Source organism: Microbacterium sp. PAMC21962, from assembly GCF_019443465.1.
GTDB lineage: Bacteria > Actinomycetota > Actinomycetes > Actinomycetales > Microbacteriaceae > Microbacterium > Microbacterium hominis.
This window is the reverse complement of record NZ_CP080381.1, coordinates 120,292-146,164: the sequence shown is the minus strand read 5'-3', so window position 1 is coordinate 146,164 and position 25,873 is coordinate 120,292. Positions and strand designations below refer to the sequence as shown.

24 protein-coding genes, 1 tRNA gene and 1 pseudogene are annotated in these 25,873 nt (G+C 67.8%); 8 read left to right on the top strand and 18 right to left on the bottom strand.

The features are described from left to right. Nucleotides 1-110: 110 nt before the first annotated feature. The 6 genes from KY498_RS00670 to KY498_RS00645 all read right to left on the bottom strand — a co-directional run bounded on the left by KY498_RS00670 (nt 111) and on the right by KY498_RS00645 (nt 5,481). Complete coding sequence (locus KY498_RS00670) at nt 111-746, bottom strand: DUF1028 domain-containing protein (RefSeq protein WP_191008726.1); 636 nt, start codon at nt 744-746, stop codon at nt 111-113. Next, a complete protein-coding gene (locus tag KY498_RS00665) occupies nt 743-1,549 on the bottom strand; it encodes an ABC transporter permease (protein WP_191008727.1) in 807 nt (268 codons plus the stop codon). Before KY498_RS00665 ends, KY498_RS00670 begins: the two co-directional genes overlap by 4 nt. Then, nucleotides 1,546-2,307, bottom strand: coding sequence for an ABC transporter ATP-binding protein (locus KY498_RS00660; RefSeq protein WP_197425746.1), 762 nt, complete (start codon nt 2,305-2,307; stop codon nt 1,546-1,548). Before KY498_RS00660 ends, KY498_RS00665 begins: the two co-directional genes overlap by 4 nt. After that, nucleotides 2,304-3,641, bottom strand: a complete 1,338-nt coding sequence (locus KY498_RS00655; protein WP_191008728.1) for an amidohydrolase family protein — start codon at nt 3,639-3,641, stop codon at nt 2,304-2,306. The genes KY498_RS00660 and KY498_RS00655 overlap by 4 nt, the downstream gene beginning before the upstream one ends. Then, nucleotides 3,638-4,732, bottom strand: coding sequence for an ABC transporter substrate-binding protein (locus KY498_RS00650; protein ID WP_191008729.1), 1,095 nt, complete (start codon nt 4,730-4,732; stop codon nt 3,638-3,640). Before KY498_RS00650 ends, KY498_RS00655 begins: the two co-directional genes overlap by 4 nt. Before the next feature lie 179 nt (nt 4,733-4,911). Beyond that, the gene (locus tag KY498_RS00645) at nt 4,912-5,481 is read right to left on the bottom strand and encodes a helix-turn-helix domain-containing protein (protein ID WP_060958805.1); all 570 of its coding nucleotides are present in this window, start codon (nt 5,479-5,481) and stop codon (nt 4,912-4,914) included. Between the two features lie 254 nt (nt 5,482-5,735). Here KY498_RS00645 and KY498_RS16610 point away from each other — a divergent pair. Then, nucleotides 5,736-5,900: pseudogene (locus KY498_RS16610) on the top strand (hypothetical protein); the annotation flags it as partial. A gap of 394 nt (nt 5,901-6,294) precedes the next feature. After that, the gene (locus tag KY498_RS16440; RefSeq protein WP_191009710.1) at nt 6,295-6,819 is read left to right on the top strand and encodes a CPBP family intramembrane glutamic endopeptidase; all 525 of its coding nucleotides are present in this window, start codon (nt 6,295-6,297) and stop codon (nt 6,817-6,819) included. A 52-nt stretch (nt 6,820-6,871) separates the two neighbouring features. On the opposite strand, the gene KY498_RS00635 is transcribed toward KY498_RS16440, so the two are convergent. The 3 genes from KY498_RS00635 to KY498_RS00625 are packed head-to-tail and all read right to left on the bottom strand — an operon-like array spanning nt 6,872 to nt 8,800. After that, nucleotides 6,872-7,255, bottom strand: coding sequence for a hypothetical protein (locus KY498_RS00635; protein WP_191008730.1), 384 nt, complete (start codon nt 7,253-7,255; stop codon nt 6,872-6,874). Beyond that, entirely contained in the window at nt 7,245-8,135 is an 891-nt protein-coding gene (locus KY498_RS00630; protein WP_191008731.1) for an ABC transporter ATP-binding protein, read from the bottom strand. The genes KY498_RS00635 and KY498_RS00630 overlap by 11 nt, the downstream gene beginning before the upstream one ends. Then, the gene (locus KY498_RS00625; protein WP_191008732.1) at nt 8,132-8,800 is read right to left on the bottom strand and encodes a FadR/GntR family transcriptional regulator; all 669 of its coding nucleotides are present in this window, start codon (nt 8,798-8,800) and stop codon (nt 8,132-8,134) included. The genes KY498_RS00630 and KY498_RS00625 overlap by 4 nt, the downstream gene beginning before the upstream one ends. A gap of 165 nt (nt 8,801-8,965) precedes the next feature. On the opposite strand from KY498_RS00625, the gene KY498_RS00620 reads away from it, so the two are divergent. Further along, entirely contained in the window at nt 8,966-10,753 is a 1,788-nt protein-coding gene (locus tag KY498_RS00620) for a 2-isopropylmalate synthase (protein WP_191008733.1), read from the top strand. 15 nt (nt 10,754-10,768) lie between these two features. On the opposite strand, the gene KY498_RS00615 is transcribed toward KY498_RS00620, so the two are convergent. Further along, nucleotides 10,769-11,542 (bottom strand): dienelactone hydrolase family protein, encoded by a 774-nt coding sequence (locus KY498_RS00615; RefSeq protein WP_191008734.1) that lies wholly within the window; start codon nt 11,540-11,542, stop codon nt 10,769-10,771. Between the two features lie 79 nt (nt 11,543-11,621). Then, nucleotides 11,622-12,068, bottom strand: a complete 447-nt coding sequence (locus tag KY498_RS00610; protein WP_191008735.1) for a hypothetical protein — start codon at nt 12,066-12,068, stop codon at nt 11,622-11,624. Nucleotides 12,069-12,456: 388 nt separating this feature from the next. Between KY498_RS00610 and KY498_RS00605 the strand changes: the two genes are divergently transcribed. Continuing rightward, nucleotides 12,457-12,768, top strand: a complete 312-nt coding sequence (locus tag KY498_RS00605) for a hypothetical protein (RefSeq protein ID WP_191008736.1) — start codon at nt 12,457-12,459, stop codon at nt 12,766-12,768. 1,302 nt (nt 12,769-14,070) lie between these two features. Here KY498_RS00605 and KY498_RS00600 read toward each other — a convergent pair. From KY498_RS00600 to KY498_RS00575, 6 genes are all read right to left on the bottom strand, one after another. Further along, nucleotides 14,071-15,009, bottom strand: a complete 939-nt coding sequence (locus tag KY498_RS00600; protein ID WP_191008737.1) for a hypothetical protein — start codon at nt 15,007-15,009, stop codon at nt 14,071-14,073. Between the two features lie 96 nt (nt 15,010-15,105). Further along, nucleotides 15,106-17,112, bottom strand: coding sequence for a DUF3732 domain-containing protein (locus KY498_RS00595; RefSeq protein WP_191008738.1), 2,007 nt, complete (start codon nt 17,110-17,112; stop codon nt 15,106-15,108). Continuing rightward, entirely contained in the window at nt 17,109-17,609 is a 501-nt protein-coding gene (locus KY498_RS00590) for a three component ABC system middle component (protein ID WP_191008739.1), read from the bottom strand. Before KY498_RS00590 ends, KY498_RS00595 begins: the two co-directional genes overlap by 4 nt. Next, complete coding sequence (locus KY498_RS00585) at nt 17,606-18,835, bottom strand: ABC-three component system protein (RefSeq protein WP_191008740.1); 1,230 nt, start codon at nt 18,833-18,835, stop codon at nt 17,606-17,608. Before KY498_RS00585 ends, KY498_RS00590 begins: the two co-directional genes overlap by 4 nt. Before the next feature lie 223 nt (nt 18,836-19,058). After that, a complete protein-coding gene (locus KY498_RS00580; protein ID WP_191008741.1) occupies nt 19,059-20,075 on the bottom strand; it encodes a hypothetical protein in 1,017 nt (338 codons plus the stop codon). Nucleotides 20,076-20,422: 347 nt separating this feature from the next. Then, nucleotides 20,423-20,496 (bottom strand) — tRNA-Pro (locus tag KY498_RS00575). Between the two features lie 176 nt (nt 20,497-20,672). Between KY498_RS00575 and KY498_RS00570 the strand changes: the two genes are divergently transcribed. Beyond that, on the top strand, nt 20,673-21,251 hold the full coding sequence (locus KY498_RS00570) for a GNAT family N-acetyltransferase (protein ID WP_191008742.1): 579 nt from the start codon (nt 20,673-20,675) through the stop codon (nt 21,249-21,251). A 31-nt stretch (nt 21,252-21,282) separates the two neighbouring features. Continuing rightward, complete coding sequence (locus tag KY498_RS00565) at nt 21,283-21,678, top strand: RNA-binding S4 domain-containing protein (protein WP_061782526.1); 396 nt, start codon at nt 21,283-21,285, stop codon at nt 21,676-21,678. 27 nt (nt 21,679-21,705) lie between these two features. Here KY498_RS00565 and KY498_RS00560 read toward each other — a convergent pair whose 3' ends face one another. Further along, entirely contained in the window at nt 21,706-22,599 is an 894-nt protein-coding gene (locus tag KY498_RS00560) for an NUDIX domain-containing protein (RefSeq protein ID WP_191008743.1), read from the bottom strand. Between the two features lie 167 nt (nt 22,600-22,766). On the opposite strand from KY498_RS00560, the gene KY498_RS00555 reads away from it, so the two are divergent. Together KY498_RS00555 and KY498_RS00550 are read left to right on the top strand one after the other, a co-directional pair. After that, nucleotides 22,767-24,680 carry a ribonucleoside triphosphate reductase gene (locus KY498_RS00555; RefSeq protein ID WP_191008744.1) on the top strand — a complete coding sequence of 638 codons (1,914 nt, stop codon included), beginning with the start codon at nt 22,767-22,769 and terminating at the stop codon, nt 24,678-24,680. Next, nucleotides 24,650-25,384, top strand: a complete 735-nt coding sequence (locus KY498_RS00550) for an anaerobic ribonucleoside-triphosphate reductase activating protein (protein WP_191008745.1) — start codon at nt 24,650-24,652, stop codon at nt 25,382-25,384. Before KY498_RS00555 ends, KY498_RS00550 begins: the two co-directional genes overlap by 31 nt. Nucleotides 25,385-25,873: the final 489 nt, after the last annotated feature.

The following is a 25,873-nucleotide window of genomic DNA, read 5'->3' as shown; positions in this document are numbered from 1 at the left end:
CCTTTGGTCGTCACCTCTCGATAATAGACCGGTCTATATATTTCCGCGCAATCCGGAGACGGGACCGCGGACGCCGTCCGCCCCGAGGCCCCGCCCGGCCTGAACGACGCTCACGACGTCGGCGATCCCATCGCCAGCCATTGCTCGCCCGTGACCTCGGGATGATCGAGCCAATAGCTCCCGTAGTAGTCGATGAACGGCGCGTACCCGTCGAGGATGCGGCGAAGCTCGGCGACGGCATCGAGCCCCTGCGGAGCGAGATCGACGCGGAGATCCAGACGATGCCGACGCTGTCCGCGGACGGCTGTGATCATCGACGACGACAGGTGCTGGCGCCCTTCCCCACCCGCGCCGAGTCCCGCCTCCAGGGCGCGCATCAGCCGCTCTTCGAACGGCACGTCGGTGCACTCTCCGAACGATTCCTCCATCGCCACGAGGACTTCGGGGCCGACCAGCCCGTTCCCGAGGACGGCATAACCCTCCCCCACGCGGTGACCCGCGTACAGGCCGGGCTCGACGTGATCCCCGGTGTGGGCGGCGACGCGGCCGTCGTCGAGGACGACGCCGATCTGACGGTAGTGGTCCAGCGCCCGGAGCCCCAGCCTCCAGTCGGAGTGCCACTGGCTCGTCACCGCCGCCTCCCCCGATACCTGCGGGCACCGCGATGCGAGTGCGATGGACCCCGTGCCCTGGCAGACGCCGACCGCGCCGGTCAGCGGGTCTCGAGCGACGATGCTGAAGGTCATTTCGACGTGATCTCCCATCGCACGACGACCTTGCGAAGCACCCGCACGATGAGGTTCAGCACGATGCCGAGCACCGACAGGATGATGAGGAGCGCGAACACGGCCGCCGTCTCCATCCGACCCTGGGCTTGCAGAATCAGCACGCCCAGGCCCTTCTGCGCGCCGACGAACTCGGCGACGATCGCGCCGATCATCGAGTTGGCGACGGCCAGCTCCAGGCCCGAGAAGATCTGCGGGAGGGCAGCGGGGAGCATGAGACGCGTCTGGATCTGCCAACGCGTGGCACCGTTCACCCGGAAGAGGTCGACCTGGTCGCGATCCACCCCGCGGAAGCCGTGCAGCGCGTTGACGAGCATGGGGAAGAAGGCGAGCAGCACGACCACGACGACCTTCGAGGGCATCCCGAAGCCGAACCAGATGATGAACAGCGGAGCGATCGCGACCTTCGGAATGGACTCGATCGCCACGATGTAGGGGAACACCACGGCGTACACGGTGGGGAACTGCGCCAACACGACCGCCAACGCCAGGCCCGCTGCGACGCCGATCGCGAGCCCCGTCAGAACGATCGTCATCGTCGAGGCGGCGTTCTCCACATAGCGGGGGAACGCCCTCGGGTCGAAGAGGGCGGAGAGCACATCGCTCAGCGGCGGCACCACGTACTCGGGGGTGTTCGTCCAGCCGGGCACGAACTGCCAGACCAGGAGCAGCAGAGCCAACAGGCCGAGCGCGCCGACAGCGCGCTTCGTCGGCGTGTTCACCGCGCGACGCCTCGTCGTCACGATCTGAGTGTTGACGGTCATGAGTTCACCTCGAAGTGGCGTCGGATGTGGGAGGTCAGAGCGGCGAACTCGGGGTCGCCGAGCAGGTCGGGGGTACGCTCCTTGCCGAACGGCACCTCGACGATCTCCGCGATCCGTCCGGGCCGGGGAGTCATCACCACCACTCTCTCGGCGAGGAAGACGGCCTCGGCGATGCTGTGGGTGATCAGCACCGCGGTGGTGCCGGTCTCCCGCCAGATCCGATTGACTTCGACGTTCAGGGCGTCGCGGGTCATGGCGTCGAGTGCTCCGAACGGTTCGTCCATGAGAAGCACGGCGGGGTCGTGCACGAGTGCGCGACAGATGGCGGCGCGCTGCTGCATACCACCGGAGAGCTCGTGCGGGTGCTTACGGAGAAAGTCCTCGAGCCCCACCATCGTCAGCAGAGCGGTGGCATGGCGGCGATCGGATGCCGTCACGCGTCGCTTCAGGCTCAGCGGAAGCAGCACGTTGTCGAGGATGTTCAGCCACGGCAGCAGCGTCGCCTTCTGGAACACCATGCCCGCCTCGCCCCGCGGCGCTCCGATGGGCGTTCCGGAGATCGTGGCCTCACCCTCGGTGTGGCCTTCCAGCCCGGCGAGGATCCTCAGCAGCGTCGTCTTGCCGCATCCGCTCGGACCGAGGATGGAGACGAACTCGCCCTCCCCGATGCTGAGGTCGACGTGCGAGAGAGCCGTGACCGTGCCGGTGCGGGTCTGATAGACCTTCGACAGATCAGTGATCTCGATGAGGTCGTTCACGGAGCCTCCAACCCATAGACACGACAAAGGTTCTCGTTGAGCACGCGGCCCGCCAGCCACTCGGCCTGGGTGGTGCTCCACAGGCGGTCGGACACCCCGGCGGCGAGCGCGCGATCCAGAAGCAGCCGCCCGCGCGCGGTGGCCGCGACGTGGAACTCGGGCTGGCCGGTGTCGGTGCCGAACATGATCTTGTTGGCGGGCAGCAGCTCCAGCCACTCCTGCAGCATCCGCTCGAGAGCGTGATGGTGGAGGTACGGCATCCACGAATAGTCGACGTACACGTTGCCGTGCGCCTGCGCGATCGCCGCCAGGTAGGAGGTGTACGGGTAACCGCCGTGGATGAGGATCACCCGCAGCCGGTTGAGCGCCGGGTCGGACAGCAGCGGCTCGAGGTTGCGCGGGTCGGCGCCCGTGAGCAGCAGTCCGGGCTCGGCGTGACCCATGCCGGTGTGGATCTGCACCGGCAGCTCGCGTTCGACGGCCAGCTCGGCGATCGCGAAGACGAGGAAGTCGGCGACGATCGTGTGGGCCTCGCCCCGCAGCGCGGCCGGGTCGGTGCGCAGCTGCTCGTAAGCCGCCGTAGCCTCCTCCCGCGACCGTCGGACGAAGTGGAGGGAGCGCACGTAGGCCGAGGCGATCTTGAGCCCGACGAAACCGCTCTCCTGCCGGCGGATGATCGAGGACCGGACGAACGCCACGTACTCCCCCAGCGTCGCGGGTGGCGACGCGAGGCCCTGTGCGCTGAGCAGATCGGCGAGGATCGACGCGAACACGCGCTGGAAGCGCGGGCTGTCCGAACCCCGGCGCCGGAAGGGCGGGTGCCCGAACGGGTAGAGATAGGGATCGATGCGGGCGACCGGCTTGTACTGCGCGTGGGGCCACAGCGCGGAATCGATCCAGGGGATGTCGGTGAGCACCGCCGCTGTGTGGGAGAGCTCCAGCGCCTGCCCGTAGAGCCCCGGGAAGTCGGCCCGGCGGCGCTCCGCGCTCAGGCGCACCTGCTCCGCGTGGGGAATGTCGCCGTAGAGCGCCCGGCTTCCGTCGGCCAGGGCGACCGCGTGCACGGTCGTGGCCTGGAAGGCGATGCTCTCCTCGAACAGCGCCCGGATGCCGTGTTCCCGGTCGAGCCGGTCGAGTTCCTTCCCGTCGCGGCGCCCGCGCGCGGCGACGAAGGCGTCGAACACGTCGACCGGAAGCTGCGCCTCCACGTGTCCCATCGCGTTCTCCCGTTCGAGGGCGTCGATCCCCTCCAGCTCCTCGCCGGGCCGGACGTAGCCGGCGTGGGAGTGGTGGTCGATCGCGGGAACCCCCGCGGTGTAGGTCAGGGTCGTCATCCGGCAGCGCTCCAGTTCTTCGCCTCGGCGATGACGGCGTCGCCGTCGAAGTCGTTGTAGGCCTCGACGAAGGTGTTCGGCGCGGCGGCGACGGCGTCGACGGCGGAGTCGATGATCCCCGCGTCGAGGGCGAAGCTCGCCCAGGCGTTCAGCGCCGACTCGTCGTAGGCGCCCCAGGTGCGAGAGCCCTCCGGGTCGCCGGCCGTGAGTAGTTCGATGCGACGCTTCAGCGCCACCAGGTCGATCGCGAGCTGGTCATCGATGGAGTTGCCGGCCACGAGGGTGTCGGGGTACTTGTCGTACATGATGCGCAGCGCTGCTTCGGGGTTCGTCGCGGTGAACAGGGTGGCCTTGGCCATGGCGCGACCGAACCCTTCGATCGTCGCAGCGTTCTTTTCCGCATAGTCGGTGCTCGTGAAGTAGGTCGTCGAGAAGAGCGAGGCCACCTCGTCCGTCGTGAAGTAGCGCAGCGGCGTCCCCTGGGCCTCGAAGGCGGCGTACTCGGTGTCCCAGAGCGACAGCGCGTCGACCTGTCCCGTCTTCAGGGCCTGCAGGGCCGCCGCGCCGGTGCCGACCGCGAGGTGCGAGTAGTCGACGTCGGGAGCAAGACCGACCGAGGCGAGGATGCCCTCCGACAGGAGCATGTTCGAGGTGCCGAGGCTGGCCTGGCCGATCACGGCCCCGCGGAAGTCCTCGAGCGACTGGATGGGGCTGTCGTCGAGCACCGCGAGTGATCCGGTCTGCTTGCGGATGTAGTTGTAGACCAGCTGCAGGTCACTGCCCTTGGTCATGGCCTGCAGGATCGGCTCGGGAGGCGTGCTGCCGATATCGAGCGACCCGGCGTCGATCCCCTGGACGATCGACGTCGAGTCGCCGGTGACGACGATCTCGACCTTGAGCCCCTCGTCGGCGAAGTATCCCATCGCCTCGGCGACGGCCATCGGCGAGTTGTTGGCCCCCATGTTGGTGGGTAGGCCGAACTGGATCGTCGTGGAGGCGCTTTCGGCGCCGGGCGATGCGCTCGCGCACCCGGCGAGGGCGGCGGCGAGGGCAGCGGTGGCGAGCAGGGCGGCGGTACGGCGGACGTGCATGATGTTCTCCTAGCGCGGGACGGGTGGTGCGCGGATCCGGGAATCCGGGGAGGGAATGGAACTCGGACGGGGCGGTGCGTAGTGGAGCAGGTGAAACGGGTGGCGGTGCTGTTTTCGGCATCGCCGATCACCGGTGCCATGCGAACATCGCATCGGCGCCGGGAGTCTGAGGACGTGGTTCAGTCCACGGCGGGAAGCGGGGCGTCGGAGGGCGGGGTGACCACCCACAGGGCCTCGCCGGGAACGTCGCCGATGTTGACGATGCTGTGCGGCGTCGAGGATCGGTAGTCCAGGCTGTCGCCCGTCTCGAGGATGTAGTCCTGGTCGCCGAGGTGGAAGCGGAAGCGACCGCGCAGGATCACGCAGACTTCCTGCGAGTCGCCGTGGGTGTAGCTCTCGCTCCCCTCGCCGTGACCGGGCTCATACTCCGACACGAGCACTTCGACGTTGCCGAGCGGCGGTTGGGTGATGCGGAAGTGCCGCACGGAGTTGCCTGCCGCGAGCATCGGTCGCTCGGCGCGACGGAGGACGGTGCCCAGCGCGGGTTGCGCGCTGAAGAGCTCGGTCCACGGAACGCCGAACGCGGCGGCGATCCGTCGGACGACGTCCAGGCTCGTGTTGGCCTGGCCGTTCTCGATCTGACTGACATAGCCCGCGCTGATCGACGCGCGCCGCGCCAGCTCGCGCGTCGACATCTGGCGCAGCATGCGCAGTTCACGCACCCGGGCACCGAGATTGCTGTCGTCCACGGCGATCCTCTCATCACTAAGCAGCATGTTTACGTTGAGTAAGCACACTGTATACCGGGCCCGCTTTCGCAACAATGACCGCCGTGTTTCCGTGATGTAAAACGCTGTCGGAGCCGGCCGGATGCTGAGGATGTCGCGGTCGCGCAACGCGAGCGCGGCGCGACCTGGCAGGCGATCGGCGGCGCCTTGGGCGTGAGCCGGCGGCGGCGTTCCAGCGGTTCGGCAAGCCCATCGACCCCAGGACGGGAGAACTCATGAACACGACACCTTTGAGCGACGGTGCGGAGCTGGCTCGATCCGTCATCGACGACCTCGTCGCGGGCCGATGGCAGCTCGTGTCCGCGCGCTTCGATCCGACGATGCGCGAGAACCTGTCAGACGACGCGCTCGCGGCAGCCTGGGCGCAGATCGTGGCCACCTCGGGCGCGTTCGAAAGCCACGGCGATCCCGTCGTGACGCGAGCCGCCGACGTCACGGTCACGAGCACGGGCGGAGCGGGCCGGCTCCGTGGAACCGACATCCGTTCCATCGTGATCTTCGTCGTGATCGCCTTCGCCCTCGCCTGGCTCGTGGCGCTTCCGCTCTGGCTCGGCGACGGACTCGCAAGCCCGGCGTTCCCGATCATCGCGGTCGCCATGATGGCGACACCCACCCTCGCGGCGCTCACCGTGGTGGTCTTCGTCGAACGGCCGCCGTGCAAAGCCCGAGCCCTCGGGCCAGCAGACCATCACCGCGCAACTGCAGGCGCTCGGCAGAAACGAGCTGCCGCTCCCGATCGGCGTGCTCGTCTTGCTTCAACTCCTCGCACTGCCGATGGCAGCGTTCATCAACCTGGTCCCGGCGCTCGGCGAAGAGCTCGGCTGGCGCGGATGGCTTCTTCCGAAGCTCATGCCTCTCGGGGCGATCCCCGCGATCCTCACCTCGGGCGTCATCTGGGGACTGTGGCACGCGCCGCTCATCCTCCTCGGATACAACTACCCGGGCGTTCCGGGCTGGCTCGGTCTCACCGCGATGAGCGGGATGTGCATCGTCTTCGGCGCGATCTTCGGCTGGCTTCGCCTCCGATCCGATTCCGTCTGGCCCGCCGCTCTCGCCCACGCCGCATTCAACGGCGCCGGCGGCACCTACCTCCTGTTCGCGATGGCCGGTGAGCGCATCGACACCACGCAGGCGACCGTCCTCGGCTGGAGCGGCTGGATCGTGCCCCTCGCCCTCGTGATCGTCCTCGTCGCCACCGGCCGGTTCCGCCGTCCGTCGCCCGCACCGCTCCCGGACGAGCGGTCAACCACCCGTGCCGCGGCGGAAGCCTCCTCCCCGGAGAAGGCGAGCGGGCGATGAGCGGCAACCGACTCACCATCACCGATCGCCTCGTCCTCACCGTGACGAAGCCTCAATCCACGTAGAGCGACAGTCCGAACGGCAGGAGCACGGCGAGCGAGTCCGGATCGAAGAGCACTCCCCGCGCGAGTTCTGGGCCTGAGAGCGCCAGATGGAGGCGAAGTTCTCCGACGCCGAGCACGCCTCCCGGGCGCCCTGGCACCTGGATGCTGGTCAGGGCATTCGCGACGCCGCGGAGGAAGGCTTCGAACGCAGCCTGCCGCGCGACCGCGTCGTCTTCGACGATGCGCGCCGACCTCACGACGACCCCCTGCCACGAACCCCGCGTGAGCACTCTGCCGGCGAGCGCATCGGAGACGACGGCGACGACAGCGTGGTCTTCCGACCACCACATCGCACTGACGAGAACAGTCGGCTGCGCGTCGTCATCGGTCACGAGGGAGTATCCATCCGTCGCCGCTCTCTGTGAGGCGCTCCCGCGTCGTGCGCGTCGCCGGCCGTCGCGAGTCGCTGCGAACCGTGCGGAGGCTGCGGGCACGCCATCGCCCGTCACTGTGGTCGACGGCGATGGGGTGCTCGAAGGTCTGACTCACGAGGTCGGTGGTGAGCGTGTCGTGCACGGGTCCGGCGGCGACGACGGCGCCACGGGCGAGCAGGAGGGCGTGGGTGGCGGCTTCGGGGATCTCTTCGAGGTGGTGGGTGACCAGCACGGACGCGAGATCGGGATCGCTCGCGGCGAGTCGGTCGACCGTCTCCAGCAGCTGCTCCCTGGCGGCGACATCGAGTCCGGTCGACGGCTCGTCGAGCAGCAGGAGCGCGGGCTCGCTCATCAGCGCGCGGGCGATGAGCGCCCGCCCCCGCTCGCCCTGGGAGAGGGTCGGCCATCGTTCTTCGGCCTTCCCGCCGAGGCCGAGCAGGTCGATCAGCTCGGCGGCTCGGCGGCGCTCGGCGGCGGTGGGCTGCCAGCGCATCATGAGCTCGGTGGTGCCGGTGACCCCGGTGAGGACGACGTCGGTGATCGTGAGCGGCGAGTCGAGCGGATGCCGCGGGTCGACGTGCCCGATGCGGCGACGCAATGCGAGCAGTTCGACACGACCCACACGATGGCCGAGCACATCGACGGTGCCGGTGGTGGGGAAGGAGCGCGCGCCGAGAAGGCCGAGGATCGTGCTCTTGCCTGCCCCGTTCGGGCCGATCAGCACCCAGTGCTCGCCCGGCGCGATCCGCAGCGAGACGCGGTTCAGGATGCTTCTCCCGGCCCTGCGGAACGTCACCTCGTCAAGCACCACGACGGGCTCGACGACCGCCGCACTCACGCGAAACCCGCCTTGAGGGCATCGAGATGGGCGCGGCTGGCGCGGGCCGCGACATCCGGCATCCGGTCGGCGACCGCGGCGACCACGACGACGTGCGCGTCGTGATCCGCGTGCGTGTCGGGCACGGGGCGGAGGCGGAGCATGTCGACCATCGCGCGCCGCACCCGCGGCACGAACCCGTCGAACAGCTCGGTCAGCACCTCGTTGTGCGCGGCGACCACGATCGCGCGGTGCAGCGCCATGTCGGCATCCACATGCTCCTCGACGCTCTGCCCAGGAGCGGTGCGCAGGTCAAGCGCCCGTCGGATCGCGCGCAGATCGGACGGCGTGCGGCGCGTCGCTGCCAGGCTCGCCGCCTCGACCTCGATCGCGGTGCGGGCCTCGAGCACGGTGACGATGTCGGTGCGGCGCAGCACCTGCTCCCAGTCATCGGGCGCCTCCAGCGCCGTCACATACACCCCCGACCCCTGACGGGAATCGAGGATGCCGCGGCCGGCGAGCTGGCGGATCGCCTCCCGCACGGTGGACCGTCCGACTCCGAGCTGCGGCGCCAGCGTCGTCTCGCCGGGGAGCTTGGCGCCGAGCGCCCACTCCCCCGCGCGGATGCGCGCGAACAGCGCGTCGGCGGCCTGGTCCGCCAAGGGGACACGTCTGAGTTGAGTCATCTCGTCTCCTCTACTTGTCTGAGGACTTCTGCTAGATTCTACCCGTGCTCACCGCAAACCTCCTTCTTCTTCGCCGCCACGGCGGGGCGTAGCCGGACCGGCTCCCCGCCGTGGGGCTGAACACTGCGCCGGTCTTCCCCACGAGACCCTGAAGGACTCCTTGTCATGACCACCACGATCGCCCCCTCCTGGAATCGGCAGCGCCCCTCCGGCATGCCCTCGCACCGCTACACCGACGCCTACTCCCGTGTCGACGTGCCCCTGGGCGCAGACCGGCAATGGCCGAACCGACGGCTCACCCAGGCGCCGTTGTGGGTCCCCGTCGATCTGCGCGACGGCAACCAGGCCCTCGCGGAGCCCATGGACCCCACCCGCAAGCGCCGGTTCTTCGAGTTGATGGTGCGGATGGGCTACACCGAGATCGAGGTCGGCTACCCCTCCGCGTCGCAGACCGACTACCACTTCGTCCGCCTCATCGCCGAGACCGACATCGCCCCCGACGACGTCACGATCGTCGTGTTCACCCCTGCGCGCCGCGACCTGATCGAGCGGACCGTGGAATCGATCCGCGGCATCCGCAACGACGTCGTCATCCACATGTACACCGCGACCGCCCCGACCTGGCGCGACACCGTGCTCGGCAAGGACCGCTACGAGCTGCGGGAGCTGATCCTCGCCGGCGGACGGGACGTGCTCCAGTTCGCCGGCGACCTGCCGAACGTGCGGTTCGAGTTCAGCCCGGAGGTGTTCAACCTCACCGAGCCCGACTACGTCATCGAGATCTGTGACGCGATGACGGAGTTGTGGGATGCCAGGCCCGAGCGCCCCGTGATCCTGAATCTCCCCGCCACTGTCGAGATCGCCACCCCCAACGTGTACGCCGACCAGATCGAGTACATGCACACCCACCTCGCCCGCCGCGACGGCGTCATCCTCTCCGTCCATCCCCACAACGACCGCGGCACGGGGATCGCCTGCGCCGAGCTCGCCGTCCTCGCCGGCGCCCAGCGGGTCGAGGGCTGCATCTTCGGCAACGGCGAGCGGACGGGCAATGTCGACCTCGCCACCCTCGCCCTCAACCTGCACGCGCAGGGCGTCGACCCGATGATCGACTTCTCCGACATCGACGAGATCCGCCGTACCGTCGAGTACTGCAACCGCATCGACGTGCACCCTCGACACCCCTATGTCGGCGATCTCGTGCACACCGCGTTCAGCGGCACCCATCAGGACGCCATCAAGAAGGGCTTCGCCGAGCATCGCGCCCGCGCTGCAGCCGAAGGGCGCGACGAGAGCGAGATCGCCTGGCGGGTTCCCTACCTGCCCATCGACCCGGCCGACATCGGCCGCAGCTACGACGCCGTCATCCGCGTGAACTCCCAGTCGGGCAAGGGCGGCATCGCCTACCTGCTCCAGACCGAGTACGGCATCGAGCTCCCCCGCCGGCTCCAGATCGACTTCGCCCGCCACGTGCAGCATCACACCGACACCACCGGCGGCGAGGTCACCGCCGAACAGCTCTGGGGTGTCTTCTGCGCCACCTACCTCACCACCCCCGTCGACGCTCCGATCCAACTCGTCGACGTCGTGACGACCGACAAGAACACCCGCATCACCCTCCGCGCCGGCGGCATCGAGGACACCACCACCCACGACGGCAACGGACCCGTCGACGCACTCACCACGGCGCTTGCACGATACGGGTTCGCGATCGAGATCCTGAGCCTCTCCCAGACCAGCATCGGCACCGGAGCAGACAGCGAAGCCCTCACCCTCATCGAATACCGCCGCGGCTCACGTACCGCATGGGTCGCCGGCAAGGACCGGTCTGTGCTCACCGCCTCGTTGACCGCCGTCATGAACGCGATCGCGAGCGCCGAGGATCGGATGCGGCCGGGGTCCATGGTCACCTCAGCCGTCACGCCGGATCGACGCGAAGACGCCCGGGAGTGACGCGACCCGGGCCTCTCAGTCGAACACCTCGTTCAGGAAGGTCTTCATCGCCGTCCAACTGCGGCGCTCGGCGGTGGCGTCGAAGAGGGCGCCGTGCTCCGGTGCGTTCGCGTCGGGGAGGGTGAAGGCGTGCATCGCATTGGCGTACGTGACGACCTGCCAGTCGATCTCGGGAGCCGTCCGCAGATCGTTCTCGAAGGCGAGCAGCGCATCGTCCGGGGCGACGGGGTCGGCCGCCCCGTGGAGGACGAGCACCTTGGCTGTGATTCGCTTCGCCTCCCCCTCCGGACCGGTGAGCAGGCCGCCGTGGAAGCTCACGACGGCGCCGACGGAGGCGCCCGTCCGGGCCAGCTCCATCACAGAGGTTCCGCCGAAGCAGTAGCCGATCGCCGCGGTGCGCGCGGGATCGACGGACGGCTCGGCGAGCAGCCGCTCGAACGCGGCCGCGAGCCGCTGTCGCCACAGCGCGCGATCCTGGTAGAAGCCACTGGCGACGGCGGCGGCATCCTGAGGTGCGGGGCGGATGTCCGCACCGTAGACGTCCGCGGCGAACGCCACGTAGCCGAGACGGGCCAGCATGTCGCAGCGCATCCGGACGTAGTCGGTCACACCGAGCCAATCGTGTACGACGAGAACGCCTGGGTAGGGGCCGCCCCCGGCGGGACGGGCCTGGTACCCACGAAAAGCGACACCGTGCGCGACGTAGTCGACGTCGCCGGAGACGACCCCGCCCGCGGGAAGAGCCTCGCGGTCGAGGATCTCGTTCAGGTTCTGGGCGTAGGTGGTCATCTGGTGCTCCTCTGCAAGGGAAGACAAGGCGGCGTCCGCGCGTAGGCGACCGTGACTCCCATCCTCCAAAGGATAGGAGTCACGCACGGGCCCTTCTTCCGATCAGGGACCCTCGTACGATCAGCACGATGAGCGCCACGAGACTCAGCGGCACCGAAAAGAACGCGAGATCGAAAGAAGCTCGCCAGCTCCCCTGCCCCCAATACTCGTAGTCCCAGTACGCATCAGCGAACGCCGTCACCGGCCACACCAACGAGCCCCACACGAAGAGCACGAGAAAGGTCACGTGATCCCCGCGCACGCGTCGGTCGAGAACGTGCAGATGCCAGTGCAGAACACCGATGACGGAAGCCTGGAAGACGGCGACGAGCGCAACTTGCCCGAAAAGGTACTCCCGCTCGCCGGCCGAGAACGTCGCTGCATTGCGAAGGACGAGGAACTGATCGGGAACTCCTTGGAGCACGAAGATCGTCGCGAAGACCACGAACGCGACCACCGCGATCAACCACAGACTGGGGCGTGGCACCGACATCCTCTCCCTCCTCACCCGCGCATCGCTATCCACGGGACACGTTTCAGGCCGCGCAGTTCGCGCGGCGCCGGTCGCCCATCACGTCAGTGAGATGCGCCATGATACCGACACCGTGCCGTACAGCCCTGCCCTCCCCTCCTCGGGCAAACTACCTTCTGGATGGAGGAAATCAGTGTCTCAACGACCTCGAGGTGGCCGCGAACGTCGAGTACGGCAGCTACCGATGCTGAGCAGATTCCTGGGCCCGGCGGTGGCCTGTACCGCGGGAGCACTTGGCCTGACGGGGTGCGAGACGGGTGCGGGTTATGGAGTCGCTGCTCTGCGCCAGGCGAGCGGCGACTCAATCCGAGTCGCCATATGTGCCCCGACAGACGCAAGCAGATTGAGTTTCAGCGTCCGCGACCTCACCGCGGCGAAGGACTGGACGATCGTCGCCGAGTACGAAGGGAAGCACACGTTCACACGTGGAGAGGAGATTGAGCTCGGCGAACCAGTCGCCGGCATGCAGCTGACCCATAGCGCGCAGCTCTCCGCCCAAAGCGGTCAGGAGTACACCCTTCTCGTCGACGGGCAGTCCGAGCGGATGGTGTATTGGAGCGCTGTCGACTGGACCAGCGTCGGAAGCGGTTGGCTCCAGGTGAATCACTCGGCGAACCTGCCGGCCGTGACGGCCCACGCATGCCCGGACAGGTGACGCAGTTTCGAGCAAGCCGTTCTAGCCCGAGGGTCTCGTGGATTCTCAGGATTGTGGTGAATCACCACCGGGAGGGAGATCGATCTCGGTACGCGGCAACGCTGAGCGGATTCCGGCATCACGACGACGCCGCCGCCTGTACCGGTGGCAGGCCGAGAGCGCCTGGTCCATTCCAGGCACGTTCGACGGTCCGCGCCGGCCCTTGGCGAGGGGACCGGAGGGGGCTAAACGGAACCGGTCGCCAGACACGAACCATCCTCGCAACGCTTGCCGACACCGGAGCGAGGTGTCCCGGAAGTCAGGCCGCTTCAGCCGCACTCATGCGCAGCGAGCCGCGCTCAGCTGGGTAGCCATTCGGCCCCGCCGCGGAGAGGCCTCCACCCGAACCGAGCTCGCTCCAACTCAACTTCGTCGGAGTCGCGGGGCAGCCACTCGACACCCCACTCATCGAGCAGCGATGCGACCTCATCGTTGCCTTTGAAATACATGTCACCCGGAACTCCGGCCACGGGCGGTGGGTCCACCACCAACGTCCACCACTCGATCATGGTGTCTGGGTAGACGAACAGAAGGCGGCCGACCCAAGGGCCGGATGTCACGCGCCCTATTCGGCCCTGATGACCCCAGAAGCTATTCGTTAGTTCCATGTCAGAACCTTCTCGGGTAGATCACGTGGAGATTTGCGTACTGGGTGTTGCCGCGGAAACCATACGTCAGATCGGAGGAGGCCCCAAACCTCCCCATCCAGGCAGAAGCGCGATACCCGTTCAACGCATCCTGGTGCGCTTCGTGGCCGACGACACGGAAGCGGAGCGGTGCATTCCATCCGCGGACGGATCGAGATCGAGCGATTGGACAACCCAGTGCCCACCCTCAGATACGACGAAGCCCCGACGAGAAACGATTCCTCATCAGGGCTTCAGACCGTCGGGATGACAGGATTTGAACCTGCGACCCCTTGACCCCCAGGTAGACGGTTCGGCCTGGTTCCTTGATTTTCCGGGGACCCCTGCGACTCAAACGGCGTCATTTCACGTCATGGATTGCATGGTTTGCATGCTTCAGGTCCCGGCCAGGTCCCGGCTCTTGGCAGCTGGCAACAACTCCGTCGGCGTTTTCGGGGGGTTTATGGAGGAACTCTCGAAGAGCGTCACACAGGAAGGTGCGTCCCGGGTCGCGCGTGATCAGAGGAGTTCGCGCGCGTTCCTGTTCCTCTTCTATAGAGAGCGGTGAATAGGGAGGTTCCCCTTCGCGCCCGCTTACACAGAGGTGTGCCAAGGTCTCGCGACGATTGAAAGCCGCTCAGCCGAAGGCGCCGCCGACGGCGAGCGATGTGAAGGCTTCCACGACTCCGCCGACGGCAGCGGTGAGCACGGGCAGCCCGATCTTGTCGGCGGCGGCCCGCAGTTTGCCGACCTTCCTGACAACCTCACCCGTTTCCGGCGCTTCATGCTCGGCTGCAGCGCGCAGTTCCTCAACCGCACGGAGCAGCTCGGCACTGTCGGTGCCGGGGACCTGCTCGGCGGCTGCGCGCACCCCGTCGAGCAGCTGAATCGCTTCCTTGAGACTGATCCCCTTAGTACTGGCACGAGCCTCGGTACCGATCGCCGTCGGGCCGTTGGAAGCGTGGATCGTCGTGTTGTACTGCGTGCCGATGTGCTGACTCACGGCGGCATCAACCTGATCCTTGCGAGGCAGTTCGGTGAGCGGGGTGGAGGCCGTCAGGTCGGCTATGACGTCGACGAGCTGGGTTCGAATCTGGCCGAGCACGCCAGCGATGGCCGATCCGGAGATCGTGAAGGACATACCGATGATTTGTTGGAAAGGCGATTCGAGCTCCTGGTTCCACACCATCTGCGCATACGCCAGGCCGGCGCTCGTGAATGAGACATCGCCCAGGGTCACTAGTCGTTCGAGCTCCTCAACGGGTTGCCGTAACGGAAAGTGCTCGGGCACACCCTTCTGAGCCTTCTGAGGCAGCTCGATGCGATGGAACTTCTGGCCCTGGACGTGGGTGTTGCCGCTGATCGAGTTGACGGAGATCGGCGGAGTGGGGAGGCTCCGGTAGGGCGGTACGTCGACGCCTTCTTCGTAGCCATTCAGCTCGTTCCGTGCCCATTGGCGCAGGGAGTCCGACCCCGTCTCGGCGCCGAGCAGCAGGCACTTGCGCAGCAGGCCGGCGAGCGGCTCGGACTCATCGAGCGCCGTCTCGCGGAGGGCACGCAGCAGAGAGTCGGTCATGTCGGCTTCCTCCCTCTGTGAGTCGAGGCTGACTCTATCGGCAGACTCGAGTCCTGGGGCACGGTGTTGCCCTTCGCGCGAAGTGGAGTTCTGCGCTCATCCGTCGGCTAAGGTCTCTTCATCGCTGACTCCCTCTGGGAGGGCGCGCTGCTCGGTGGTGGCGGTCTGGATCCAGTCGCGAGGGACGAGGGCGTCACCGTCCCGCCAGGCTTCGATGATGGAGTCTTGGAACCAGTCGTCGCTGAAGTCGGCGTGGTCGAAGGCGATGATCTGGAGCTTGCCATCCAGCTCCTGAACGGTGTCGAACATCAACTTGTAGAGCTTGCGCGTGTTGTGGCGGTCAGTGTCGTTGAGTTCGGTGAGGTCGCCGCCGCTTTCGCGGTCGCGGGGGAAGAACGCCTGGCTGGGCTGGTCCAGGACGATGAAGCGAGGCACTGGGCGGTTCGTTTCGATGAAGAAGTGCTGAAGGGCGAGGTAGGCGGTCAGGTGGTAGCCGACCCAGCTCATGCCGCTGCCGATGGCTCCGGCGTCCATGTAGGCCGGGCCCTCTGGTGTGTCGGCGACCACCGTGAGCCGGTAGGGGTCGATGCGAACGCTGTGGTCGGAATGCTCGAGAGGTAGGGATCGCGCAAGCTCTGTCATCCGCCGTCCGACTATGGCCAGCTGTGAGTCCACTCGCGATCGCAGCGCCTCGGGGTCGAGGGCGTCTGAGAGCCGCTCGGCCTGCGCTTCGAGGGTTTCGATCGTGCGCTCCAGCGACTGGATGGTGTCGTCCGTCTCCAGGGTCGTGGTGTCGAGGTACTGGGCGATGCGGCCGCGGACGAAGCTCTGGTGGTCCCAGGCGCGTTGCGCTGCCGCGCGGATGTCATCGGTTCGGGCCAGGGCGTCAAGGGCGGCCTCGATGTCGGTCAGCTCGGCGCGCACTTGCGCGCGTTCTTGGACGAGGCCGGCGCGCGCGGCGCTGACGCGGGGTTGGTCGCGCTGAGCGAGCTCGAGCCGGCGGGAGACTCGTCCGAGGTTGTGCTCGAGGGCATCATGGACGCCGGGATCGCTCAGCGGTGTCTGGCAGATCGGGCACGCGGGGTGCTCGTCGATCGCGTCGGGGATCAAGCCGATGGAGGCCAGACGGGCACGGTGCTCGTTGAGCTCGTCGCTGTAGTCGGAGTCGACTCTGGCGAACTCCTCGAGGCCGTGGATCTTGTCGTTGAGCTCGCGCACACTGTTCCGCAGCGTGGTGCGCCGTTCGAGGAGGCCGTTGGCTTCGGAGGCACTGTCGACGGTGTCCACCCTGGGTGGCGGTTCCTCGGCGTTCAGGATCTCGGTGAGCAGCCGGAACGCCTCACCGGCGTCGGTGGGGACGGTGTCGATAGGGAGCAGTCCGGCGTCTTTCGCGTCGGCGATGAGCCCGGCGGCGCGGCCTACGCCGAGCTGCCGGGTGAGGCGGGCTTCGTCGAGCTGGAGGCTGTGTCGCCGGATGTCGCGGCGCAGTGCGGCGAGATCCTCTCGCTTGCGCAGCGCGTCTGGGTCCTGTGCGCCGAGGAAGTACGGCAGGGTGTCGCGGATGGCCTGCTTCTGGAATTCGCGGTTCTGATGGTGGAAAAGGATGTCGGGGTTAGCGACTTCCCCTTGACCTTGGAAGACGTAGTAGAGCGCGTGGCGCAGGTTGGCCGCCAAGGCTCGGCGAGTCTGCCCTTCGGCAGGGACGTGCAGGTTCTCCTCGATGCCGATGAGGCCGCCGAGGTAGTCGACCAGGTCGTCGGTGTTCGAGTTGGTGTCGAGCTCTTCGAAGGGCGGGGCTTGGTCCTGGCCGACGATGAGCATCACTTGTGCGGTGGTTGCCCCGTGCGCAGGTGCGGGGCGTCCGATGAAGAACTTGGTGTCATCGACGTTAGCGAGCAGCCCGTACCAGGCGACGGCGCTCTGGATGGGACCGAGCGGCACGTGGGGGCTGTCGCCTCCGAGGAGGAAGCGGAGGATGCCGATCAGGCTGCTCTTTCCGGTACCGGATTCGCCGCTGATGATGTTGAGCTCGCCGGGCCGAAATTGGAGTTCTCGGGTTTGCCCGGTTCGGCTGTAGAGGACGAGGGTGTCCAGTTGCATCATGGTCGCACTCCCCACTGGGCGAGGGTCGTGGGCTCGTCGGCATCGGTGCCGGCGAACCATTTGCCGAGGAAGCCAGCAGCCTTCTGACACGCGATCCAGTCCGCGGTGGGCTGAAGATTAGCGCGCCGGCGACTGAGCGTCCCCGCGGCGATCGTCCCGGGGCCACTGTTGAGGATCGTGTGAGTAAGGCCATAGATGATAGCGGCGGCGGTGTAGGGGCGGAAGCTGCGAGCCCGGTCGGGAAGGTCCATCAGCAGCAGCGGGTGGTCACGCAGCCACGGCCACATCGATGCTGAGGTCCTCCCAGGAAGGGCGTCCCGCGTGGGCTTGTGCAATGCGCTGGGCAAGATCAGGAAGGCGTAGACGATGGGGAGCGCTTGCTGCGCCTTCGCCGCGTACTCGGTGCACGCACGCTGGAGTAGTACCGAGCAGAAAGCGGGGTTGAATAGCGCGCTGGATTCGGAGTCCAGCGCGGCGGGGACGGCAGCGACGGTCATGCGGCACCCTCGGCTGCGCCAGCGAGGCGGACTTCATCGAGGCGGTGACGGAGCAGCTCGACCCAGTCGGGGTGCCAGCCGATCTCGAGCCTGTCGGCGAGGATGTGGAGCGAGCCGAGCGGGATGTAGCCGGAGCGGACATCCCTGCGAATCTCGGGGAGGTCGCGTCCCTGGAGGATCATGTATTGCTCTCGAGCGCGGCGGTGCTTGTCGGCGTCGGCGTCGGCTTGTTCCGGGACGGATTCGCTAACTGGGAGGAACACCCGGTTCCATTCTTCGATAAGGCGTCGGTCGTAGGTGTCGAGTTCTCCGATGTTCAGCAGTTGCTCGCGCTGCCAGCGGGAGCGTTGCAGGAAGGCGCGGTTGTGATCGTAGACGGCATGCCGAATCCGGTCATGGTGCAGCAGGATGAGCTTGAGCTGCTCGACGAAGATCCGGTCATCCTCGTGGACTTCCTGTTCGGTCGGCTGAGGGGCATCCCCGAAGTCGAGCGGAAGGTTGTCGTCGCGCAGGGAGTCGGCGATCAGCAGCAGACGTGCCTCGATCTCCTCCAAGTCGATCCAATCCGCCGTCCCACCGGCGACACGGGTGAGATGGTTCATCGCCCGTCCGTGCCACCAGCCACGCAGGCGCTCCACGAGCGGCAGTCGTCGCGGCGCCGTTGTGGTCTTTCGCACTGTGCCGAGAAGCCGTTCGGTGAGGGTCGCAGCGTCGACGGCGGCGTCAAGCACGGTGACCCGGGCCAGCAACGCCCGCCGCTGATCTTCATTCAGCGAGAGATACTTAGCGTGGTAAGCGGCGTGCCCCTGATTGCCCCCCGCGCGGGCGACCGTATCAAGCTTCGCCCGCGCCGCGGTGACGTCGCGATCGCTACGGTCAGGGGCGAGCAGACTGGAGGCGGATCCGGGTGGCGCGGTCGTGGTAGTCAGGAGGAAGAAGGCCGCGTTGTCGCCGTCGGACTCGATCCAATTGTGCAGGGTCTTCCAAAGGTCGGTGCTGGCGTCGCTCAGGGAGCCTCGGCTATTGACATGGTGCTTGATCTGCCAGAGCTCGCGAGCGTCGCCGTCATCTTCGAAGGTGATGTCGTCGATCGTCTCTAGCGAGATGCGGAAACTGACCTCGCCCTCCATTCGCTGTAGCGGGATCAGCAGAGCATACTCAACCTGCGCGAGATAGCCGAGAGCAGACCCGGCCGCGCTGAATCGGTTGGGGGCGGCGATGCTCATGAGCATGACGGTAGCAGCGAGCTCCGTCATGCCGCGGTCCCTCACTGGTGCGTGTCGCTGCCACCCCGAACTATTGCAGACAGCTCCCCTAGCGTCCCTTTTCTTGCTTCCGCGGTCGCTTCATCGTGTCGCTCGACTCCCACACAGCATGCCGAGACCATCGCCGACACCGGAGGGGTGATCCTCACGATCTGCGGCGAGGGCACGCGTGCATGAGATCGCGCTAGACGGAAGCTTGCGTGGAGTCAGCCTCCGTTGCGAGGACGTTGACGAGGTCCGCTGTGTTGCTGAGCAGCACGGTGTCGTAACGCTGATCAACGTGGCCCTGACGCAGCCGGTGGACCCACTGCCGCTCGGTGACGACAACGTCGCAGTACACCGCCGCGACAGGAAGGGCAACAACATCGATGAAATCGTTCGGCTCCCACTTCTGCTCGGTCTGGCGGTGCTTATCGGAGCGCATGACGTTGCTGACGTAACGAGTGGGCAGGTCGTCCATGAATCTCATCAGGTCAGCAACGGTGGCGTGGTCGACAAACTCGTCCCAGGTAACACCGATGCGCCCGAGCGCCTGGGTCACCGCCGGTCGGATGTCTCCGAGGTCTGCGCCGCGAACCGCTTGGTCGACGGCTCCTCCCGTCAGCCCGTATTCCGCGATGGAGGCGGCAACCTTGTTCTCGAACTCGACGAAGCGCTTGCCGTGGTCGGCGGCGGCAAGATCGAAGCCCGCAGCGCGGAACGTGTCGGGACCAGCGCGATGCAGGTGTTCTTCGATCACTTCGATGAGAGCGAGTTCCAAGTGCGATCGTCGATCGCCAGGAATCGATGCACCACCGCCCGGCAAGGCACTGTAGTCGGGCTCGGGCCAGTTGATCCGGTCTCCGGTGATGTGCCGTAGCCCGGTTCCGAAGACCGTCTGCTGGCGCAAGCTTTCAGGGCGTCCGAAGCGGCGCTGTAGCGCAGCATCCAGTTCCATATCCAGGATCCCCAGAGGGAGCGCCATGGTCTGCTGCTGAGCAAGTTCGCGCATCACATCTACGACGTCATTCCGAGATCGATCGTGGCTACGCTTGCTCGTCTCCCAGTAGCGGTACAGATCGAGGGGGAACACCACCGTGCCTGCTACTACCGCGGCGCGTGCGGCAGCCAGAGCCTCGATGAACGCTGTGCCCTGGGGGTGACCTGTCGCTGCGCGAGCGAGGTCGATCCACTTGTTCTGGTCGAGGTAGACGCGCAGCACGCCCTTATACTGACGTCCGCAACCGTGGCTCTGCTGTCAGACTTGCCGACGTCTTCAGCCTCTCGGATACATATCTGATTCGCCGCCCGCTGGCGCCGGTAACGCGATCTGAATCGGCCTGACTTTCGTTCCTATCGGGAGGCTTGTCCGGCAGGTGCCGGTTGGCCTGATTCTTGGTCAGCGTAGTACGCGTCCTCGACCTCGATCGGGGTGCGCATGTCGAGCTCTCCGTGGAGGCGCTCCCCTATCGCGACGCAACGGAACCCGGCCCCCGAAGGTCCCCGTGAACCCTCAGACACCAACGACGAAGCCCAGGCAAGAAACGTGCTCTCACCTGGGCTTTTCTGTCGGGATGACAGGATTTGAACCTGCGACCCCCTGACCCCCAGTCAGGTGCGCTACCAAGCTGCGCCACATCCCGTTGTTGAATTTTCGAGGCTGTTCGTGACCGTCGAGGACAACGTGTCCCCCAGTCAAGTGCGCTACCAAGCTGCGCCACATCCCGGTCTGTCGTCCGCTCGCGGACAACTCCCCTATCCTACCGGTTTCCCGGAGTGCTCGCGAACGCGTGTCCGTGACCGGGAGTACGGTCTGGTCATGAGCCAGATCGAGATCGTCCCGGCATCCGCCGATCGCTTCGCCGATGTGGAGCACGCCCTCACCGGCGGAGGCGACGGCGCCTCCTGCTGGTGCCAGTGGTGGATGCTGCGCAACAAGGACTTCCAGTCCGCGACGTCCGCCGAGCGGCGCGAGCTGCTCCGCGGCGACCTCGCCGCCACACCCGCCTCCGCGCTCATCGCCTACGTCGACGGTGAGGCGGCCGGCTGGGTCAAGGTGTCGCCGCGCCCGGCGCAGCCCCGCCTCGCCGTGACGCGTGCGTTCCAGCAGTCGCCGGAGCCCTTCGACGATGCGTCGGTGTGGGCGGTGACCTGCTTCGTCGTCCGCCGGGAGTTCCGCGGCGACGGCCTCGCGAACCGCCTGCTCGACGCGGCCGTCGACCACGCCCGCGCACACGGCGCGCGCGTCATCGAGGGCTACCCGGTCGACACCGATGCCGGCAAGACGTCGTCGAACAACCTCTTCCGCGGCGCCCTCTCGAGCTTCGTGGATGCCGGATTCGTCGAAGTCGCCCGCCCGAAACCGGCGCGCCCCATCGTCTCGCTGACGGTGGCGTGACCTCGCGGCTTCGACACGGCAGAATCGAGAGGTGAGCGAACCGTCCGTCCGCGTGGACTCGTGGCTCTGGGCGGTCCGCGTCTACAAGACCCGCTCCGCCGCGACGACCGCCTGCCGCGCCGGCCACGTCCGCATCGGCGGCGAGAAGGCCAAAGCCGCGCAAGCCGTGCGCGTCGGAGACGAGCTGCGGGTGCGGATCGCGGGATTCGACCGCATCCTCGTGGTGCGCCAGCTGCTCACCAAGCGCGTCGGCGCGCCCGTCGCGGCACTCGCCGCCGAAGACCGCACACCGCCGCGCGAGCCCGTCGCCCAGCTCGCCGTCCGCGATCGCGGTGCCGGCCGTCCCACCAAGCGCGAACGGCGCGAGATCGATCGCCTCCGCGGGCGCGATGCGCTCAGCGGCCCCGGCGACGAGAGCGACTCCTGACCGCAGCGCGCGTCAGACGGAGCCCGGTCAGACGGCGTCCAGCCACGACGTTCCCCGACTGATCGCGCCGTGGACGGCGACACGCTCGCGCAGCTCACGGTCGCTCGTGACCACGACGACCGACCGCCCCGCCGCGGCGAGCGCCGCCGCCTCGGCGACGATCGCGTCGTCGCCCTCTCCGACCGCGCGCACGACCGCGATGCCGGGAACGTCGTCGACGGCCCGCGCCTGACCCTCGACCACGACGCGCACCTCGGGGAACCAGACATCCCCGGGCAGCTCCAGCCGAGCGGCAGCCATGCCCTCGACGACCAGCGGACGCAACCGTTCGAGCAGTCGCCCCGTCGCCGCCGCACGATCCTTCCACCAGCCGTCGGGCACGGATCCCACCACGTTCGCGGCATCCACCACCACAGCCGGACGCACGTCGAGCAGTCCGCGCAGCATCGGCCACGACGCGGCGAAGCCGGGGTGCAGCGGATACGAGTCGACAGCTTCCACCGGCACCCACGCGAGCTCGCGGCTCTCGGGATCGCTGATCACCGGCGTGAACGGCTCGACGACGTCGGCGACCACCGTCGCGTACGTCCACACGCCCACGTCGTACACGCTGATCAACCGCGGCCGTACGGCCGACGCGGGAACCCCGGCTTCCTCCGCCGACTCCCGCAACGCCCCGTCGCACGCCGACTCGCCCTCGTGCCGCGCGCCTCCCGGGAGCCCCCAGGTGTCGCCGAAGTGGCTCCAGGCGACCCGGTGCTGCAGCAACACCCCTCGCTCAGCGTCGACCGCGAGCAGACCCGCGGCCCCGAACCGGCCCCAGTACCGGGCGCCGTCGTCGGCGACGACCCAGGCGTCGCCGGGATCGCGCGGCCCGTCGGGTCGGCGCGGCTCGCCGGGAGCAGGAGGCACGATCGTCACCCGTTCAGCCTGTCACACCCCCGGCATCCCGCCGCCTCCGCGTGACGAGATTTTGCACGGTGCATCACTCTCCGACACGCCCACATCTGGGCACGACAGCCCCCACAGACCCCACATATTGTGGTCAGACCAAGCCCACCCCACGAGATATCGAAAGCAGGATCCCCATGTCCTCCTCCCCCAGCGACACCGTCGTCTCGGCCCGCGCCACGATCGACGAGTATCTCGCCCGCTCCGACTGGCGCATCAACGCGAACGCCAACCAGGGCTACTCGCTGGGCGGAATGATCCTCAACTCCGCCGGAAAGCTCGTCGCGAACTACTGGCTCGACGAGGTCTACGACCCCGCCGCCGGCACGGCCCACCGCGAGGGCGACCTGCACATCCACGACCTCGACGTCTTCGCCGGCTACTGCGCCGGCTGGTCGCTGCGGATGGTGCTGGAACAGGGCTTCAACGGTGTCGCGGGCAAGATCTCCAGCACGCCGCCGAAGCACTTCTCCAGCGCGCTCGGCCAGCTCGTCAACTTCCTCGGCACGCTCCAGAACGAGTGGGCCGGTGCGCAGGCGTTCAGCTCGTTCGACACCTACCTCGCCCCGTACGTGCGCGTCGACGCGCTGAGCTACGACGACGTGCACCAGGCGATGCAGGAGTTCGTCTTCAACCTCAACGTCCCCTCCCGCTGGGGCACCCAGACCCCCTTCACCAACCTCACGTTCGACTGGGTCTGCCCCGACGACCTGCGCGCGCAGCATCCGCTCCTCGGCGGCCGGGTGCAGGAGTTCACGTACGGCGAGCTGGCGCCGGAGATGGCGATGATCAACCGCGCGTTCATCGACGTCATGACCACGGGCGACGCCGACGGCCGCGCCTTCACCTTCCCCATCCCCACCTACAACATCACCCGCGACTTCGACTGGGAGGGTGAGAACGTCGAGGCCCTGTTCGCGATGACCGCGAAGTACGGCCTCCCCTACTTCCAGAACTTCCTCAACTCCGACCTCGACCCGCACATGATCCGTTCCATGTGCTGCCGCCTGCAGCTCGACCTCACCGAGCTCCTCAAGCGCGGCAACGGCCTCTTCGGCTCGGCGGAGCAGACCGGCTCCATCGGCGTCGTCACGATCAACTGCGCGCGCCTCGGCTTCCTGCACTCCACCGGCACGGGCGACGACACCGCGGCGCTCGCCCGCCTCGACGAACTGCTCGACATCGCCCGCGACAGCCTCGAGGCCAAGCGCGAGGTGATCGGCCACCATCTCGCCGGCGGGCTCTTCCCCTACACGCAGCGCTACCTCGGCACCCTCGAGAACCACTTCTCCACCATCGGCGTCAACGGCGTGAACGAGTACGTCCGCAACCTCACGCGCGACGCGCACGACATCACGACGGATGCCGGGGCCACCCTCGCCACGCGCCTGCTCGACCACGTGCGCGCACGTATCACCGCGTTCCAGCAGGAGACCGGACACATGTACAACCTGGAGGCGAGCCCCGCCGAGGGCGCCACGTACCGCTTCGCCAAGGAGGACATCGCCCGCTTCGGCTCCGCTCAGGATGCCGCGACGAGCGCGGACGGCACCGACCCCGGCATCCGGCACGCCGGCACCCGGGCGAACCCGTACTACACGAACTCCTCGCAGCTGCCCGTCGGCTACACGAGCGACCCGTTCCTCGCGATGGCGATGCAGGAGCCGCTGCAGCAGAAGTACACCGGCGGCACGGTGCAGCACCTCTACCTCGGCGAGGCGCTGCCCTCGGCATCCGCCTGCCGTGACCTGGTGCGCCGTTCGCTGGAGCGCTTCCGCCTGCCGTATCTGACGATCACCCCAACCTTTTCGATCTGCCCGCGCCACGGCTACCGCTCCGGCGAGCACGAGACCTGCCCCGACTGCGGCGCCGTGTGCGAGGTGTGGACGCGCGTCATGGGTTACTTCCGGCCGATCGCCGGGTTCAACATCGGCAAGAAGGGCGAAGCTCAGGAGAGGACGTACTTCGTCGCGCCCCACGACGGCGCGGCGACGGCATCCGCGACACCGCAGGAGGAGTCATGGTCCGCACCGCTGCAGCCAATGAGCTGAACATCGCCGGGGTCACGGCGTTCTCTACCGTCGACTGGCCCGACACGATGACCGCGACCGTGTTCCTGCAGGGCTGCCCGTGGAACTGCTTCTACTGCCACAACCCCGCCCTCATCGACCCGCGCGCCGAGGGCGCCGTCACCTGGGCCGACGTCACCGACCTGCTATGCGAACGCATCGGGCTGCTCGACGGCGTCGTGTTCTCCGGTGGCGAGCCGACGCTCCAGCGCGCCCTCGTCCCGGCGATGCGGATGGTGCGCGCGCTCGGATTCCGGGTGGGGCTGCACACGGCGGGGGCCTATCCCGGGCTGCTCGCGCAGGCGCTGCCGTTCGTGGACTGGGTGGGCCTGGACATCAAGGCTTCGCGAGAGGACTACGCCGCCGTCACCGGTCGCGGCCCGAGCGGCGGCCACGCGTGGCGTTCGCTCGAGCTGGTGCTGGGCAATCGGCTGCTGCGGGCCGGCTCCGACCACCCGCTCGACTACGAGGTGCGCACCACGGTGCACCCCGCGGCGATCGACGACGCGGGGCTGCGCGAGCTCGGATGCCGGCTCGCCGACGCGGGCGTCGACCACTGGGCCGTGCAGCGGTTCCGCGAGACGGGGGCCCGACAGCCGCTCCCCCGTGTGGCGGATGCCGAGGCACCGGTGCTCCGGCTCGACGACCTGCCGACGGAGCGGTTCCGCTCGCTGGTCATCCGCTGACGGGGCCGCGTTTCGACTCGCGGCTGCGCCGCTCGCTCAACGACCGGGACCGGGGTCGAGCGCGCGTGGCCCCGTCGCGCTGGCCGGGCGCGGGCGCGGGCGCGGGTCAGCGCCACCCGCCCGAACTGCCTGACCTCCGCCCGGCTGCCTGTTGTCCCGCGCGCCTGTCCGCCCACCCTCCCGAACTGCAAGGGATGCGGGGCGACACGCCGCGGCATCCGCGCCGCACACCGCGTGTCGGCGCAGAGGCCTTGCAGTTCGGGTCGGACCGGCCGGCGCCGTCCACTCGACGACCGGTACGACGCACCAGTCGTGATCAACCCCCGCGAGCCGACAGGCCAGCCGACTCGGCGGAGCCCGCTCGGGGCGCGGCTCGTCCGCCCACCCTCCCGAACTGCAAGGGATGCGGGGCGACACGCCGCGGCATCCGCACCCCACACCGCGTGTCGGCGCGGAGGCCTTGCAGTTCGGTCCCCGGCGCAGACGGCC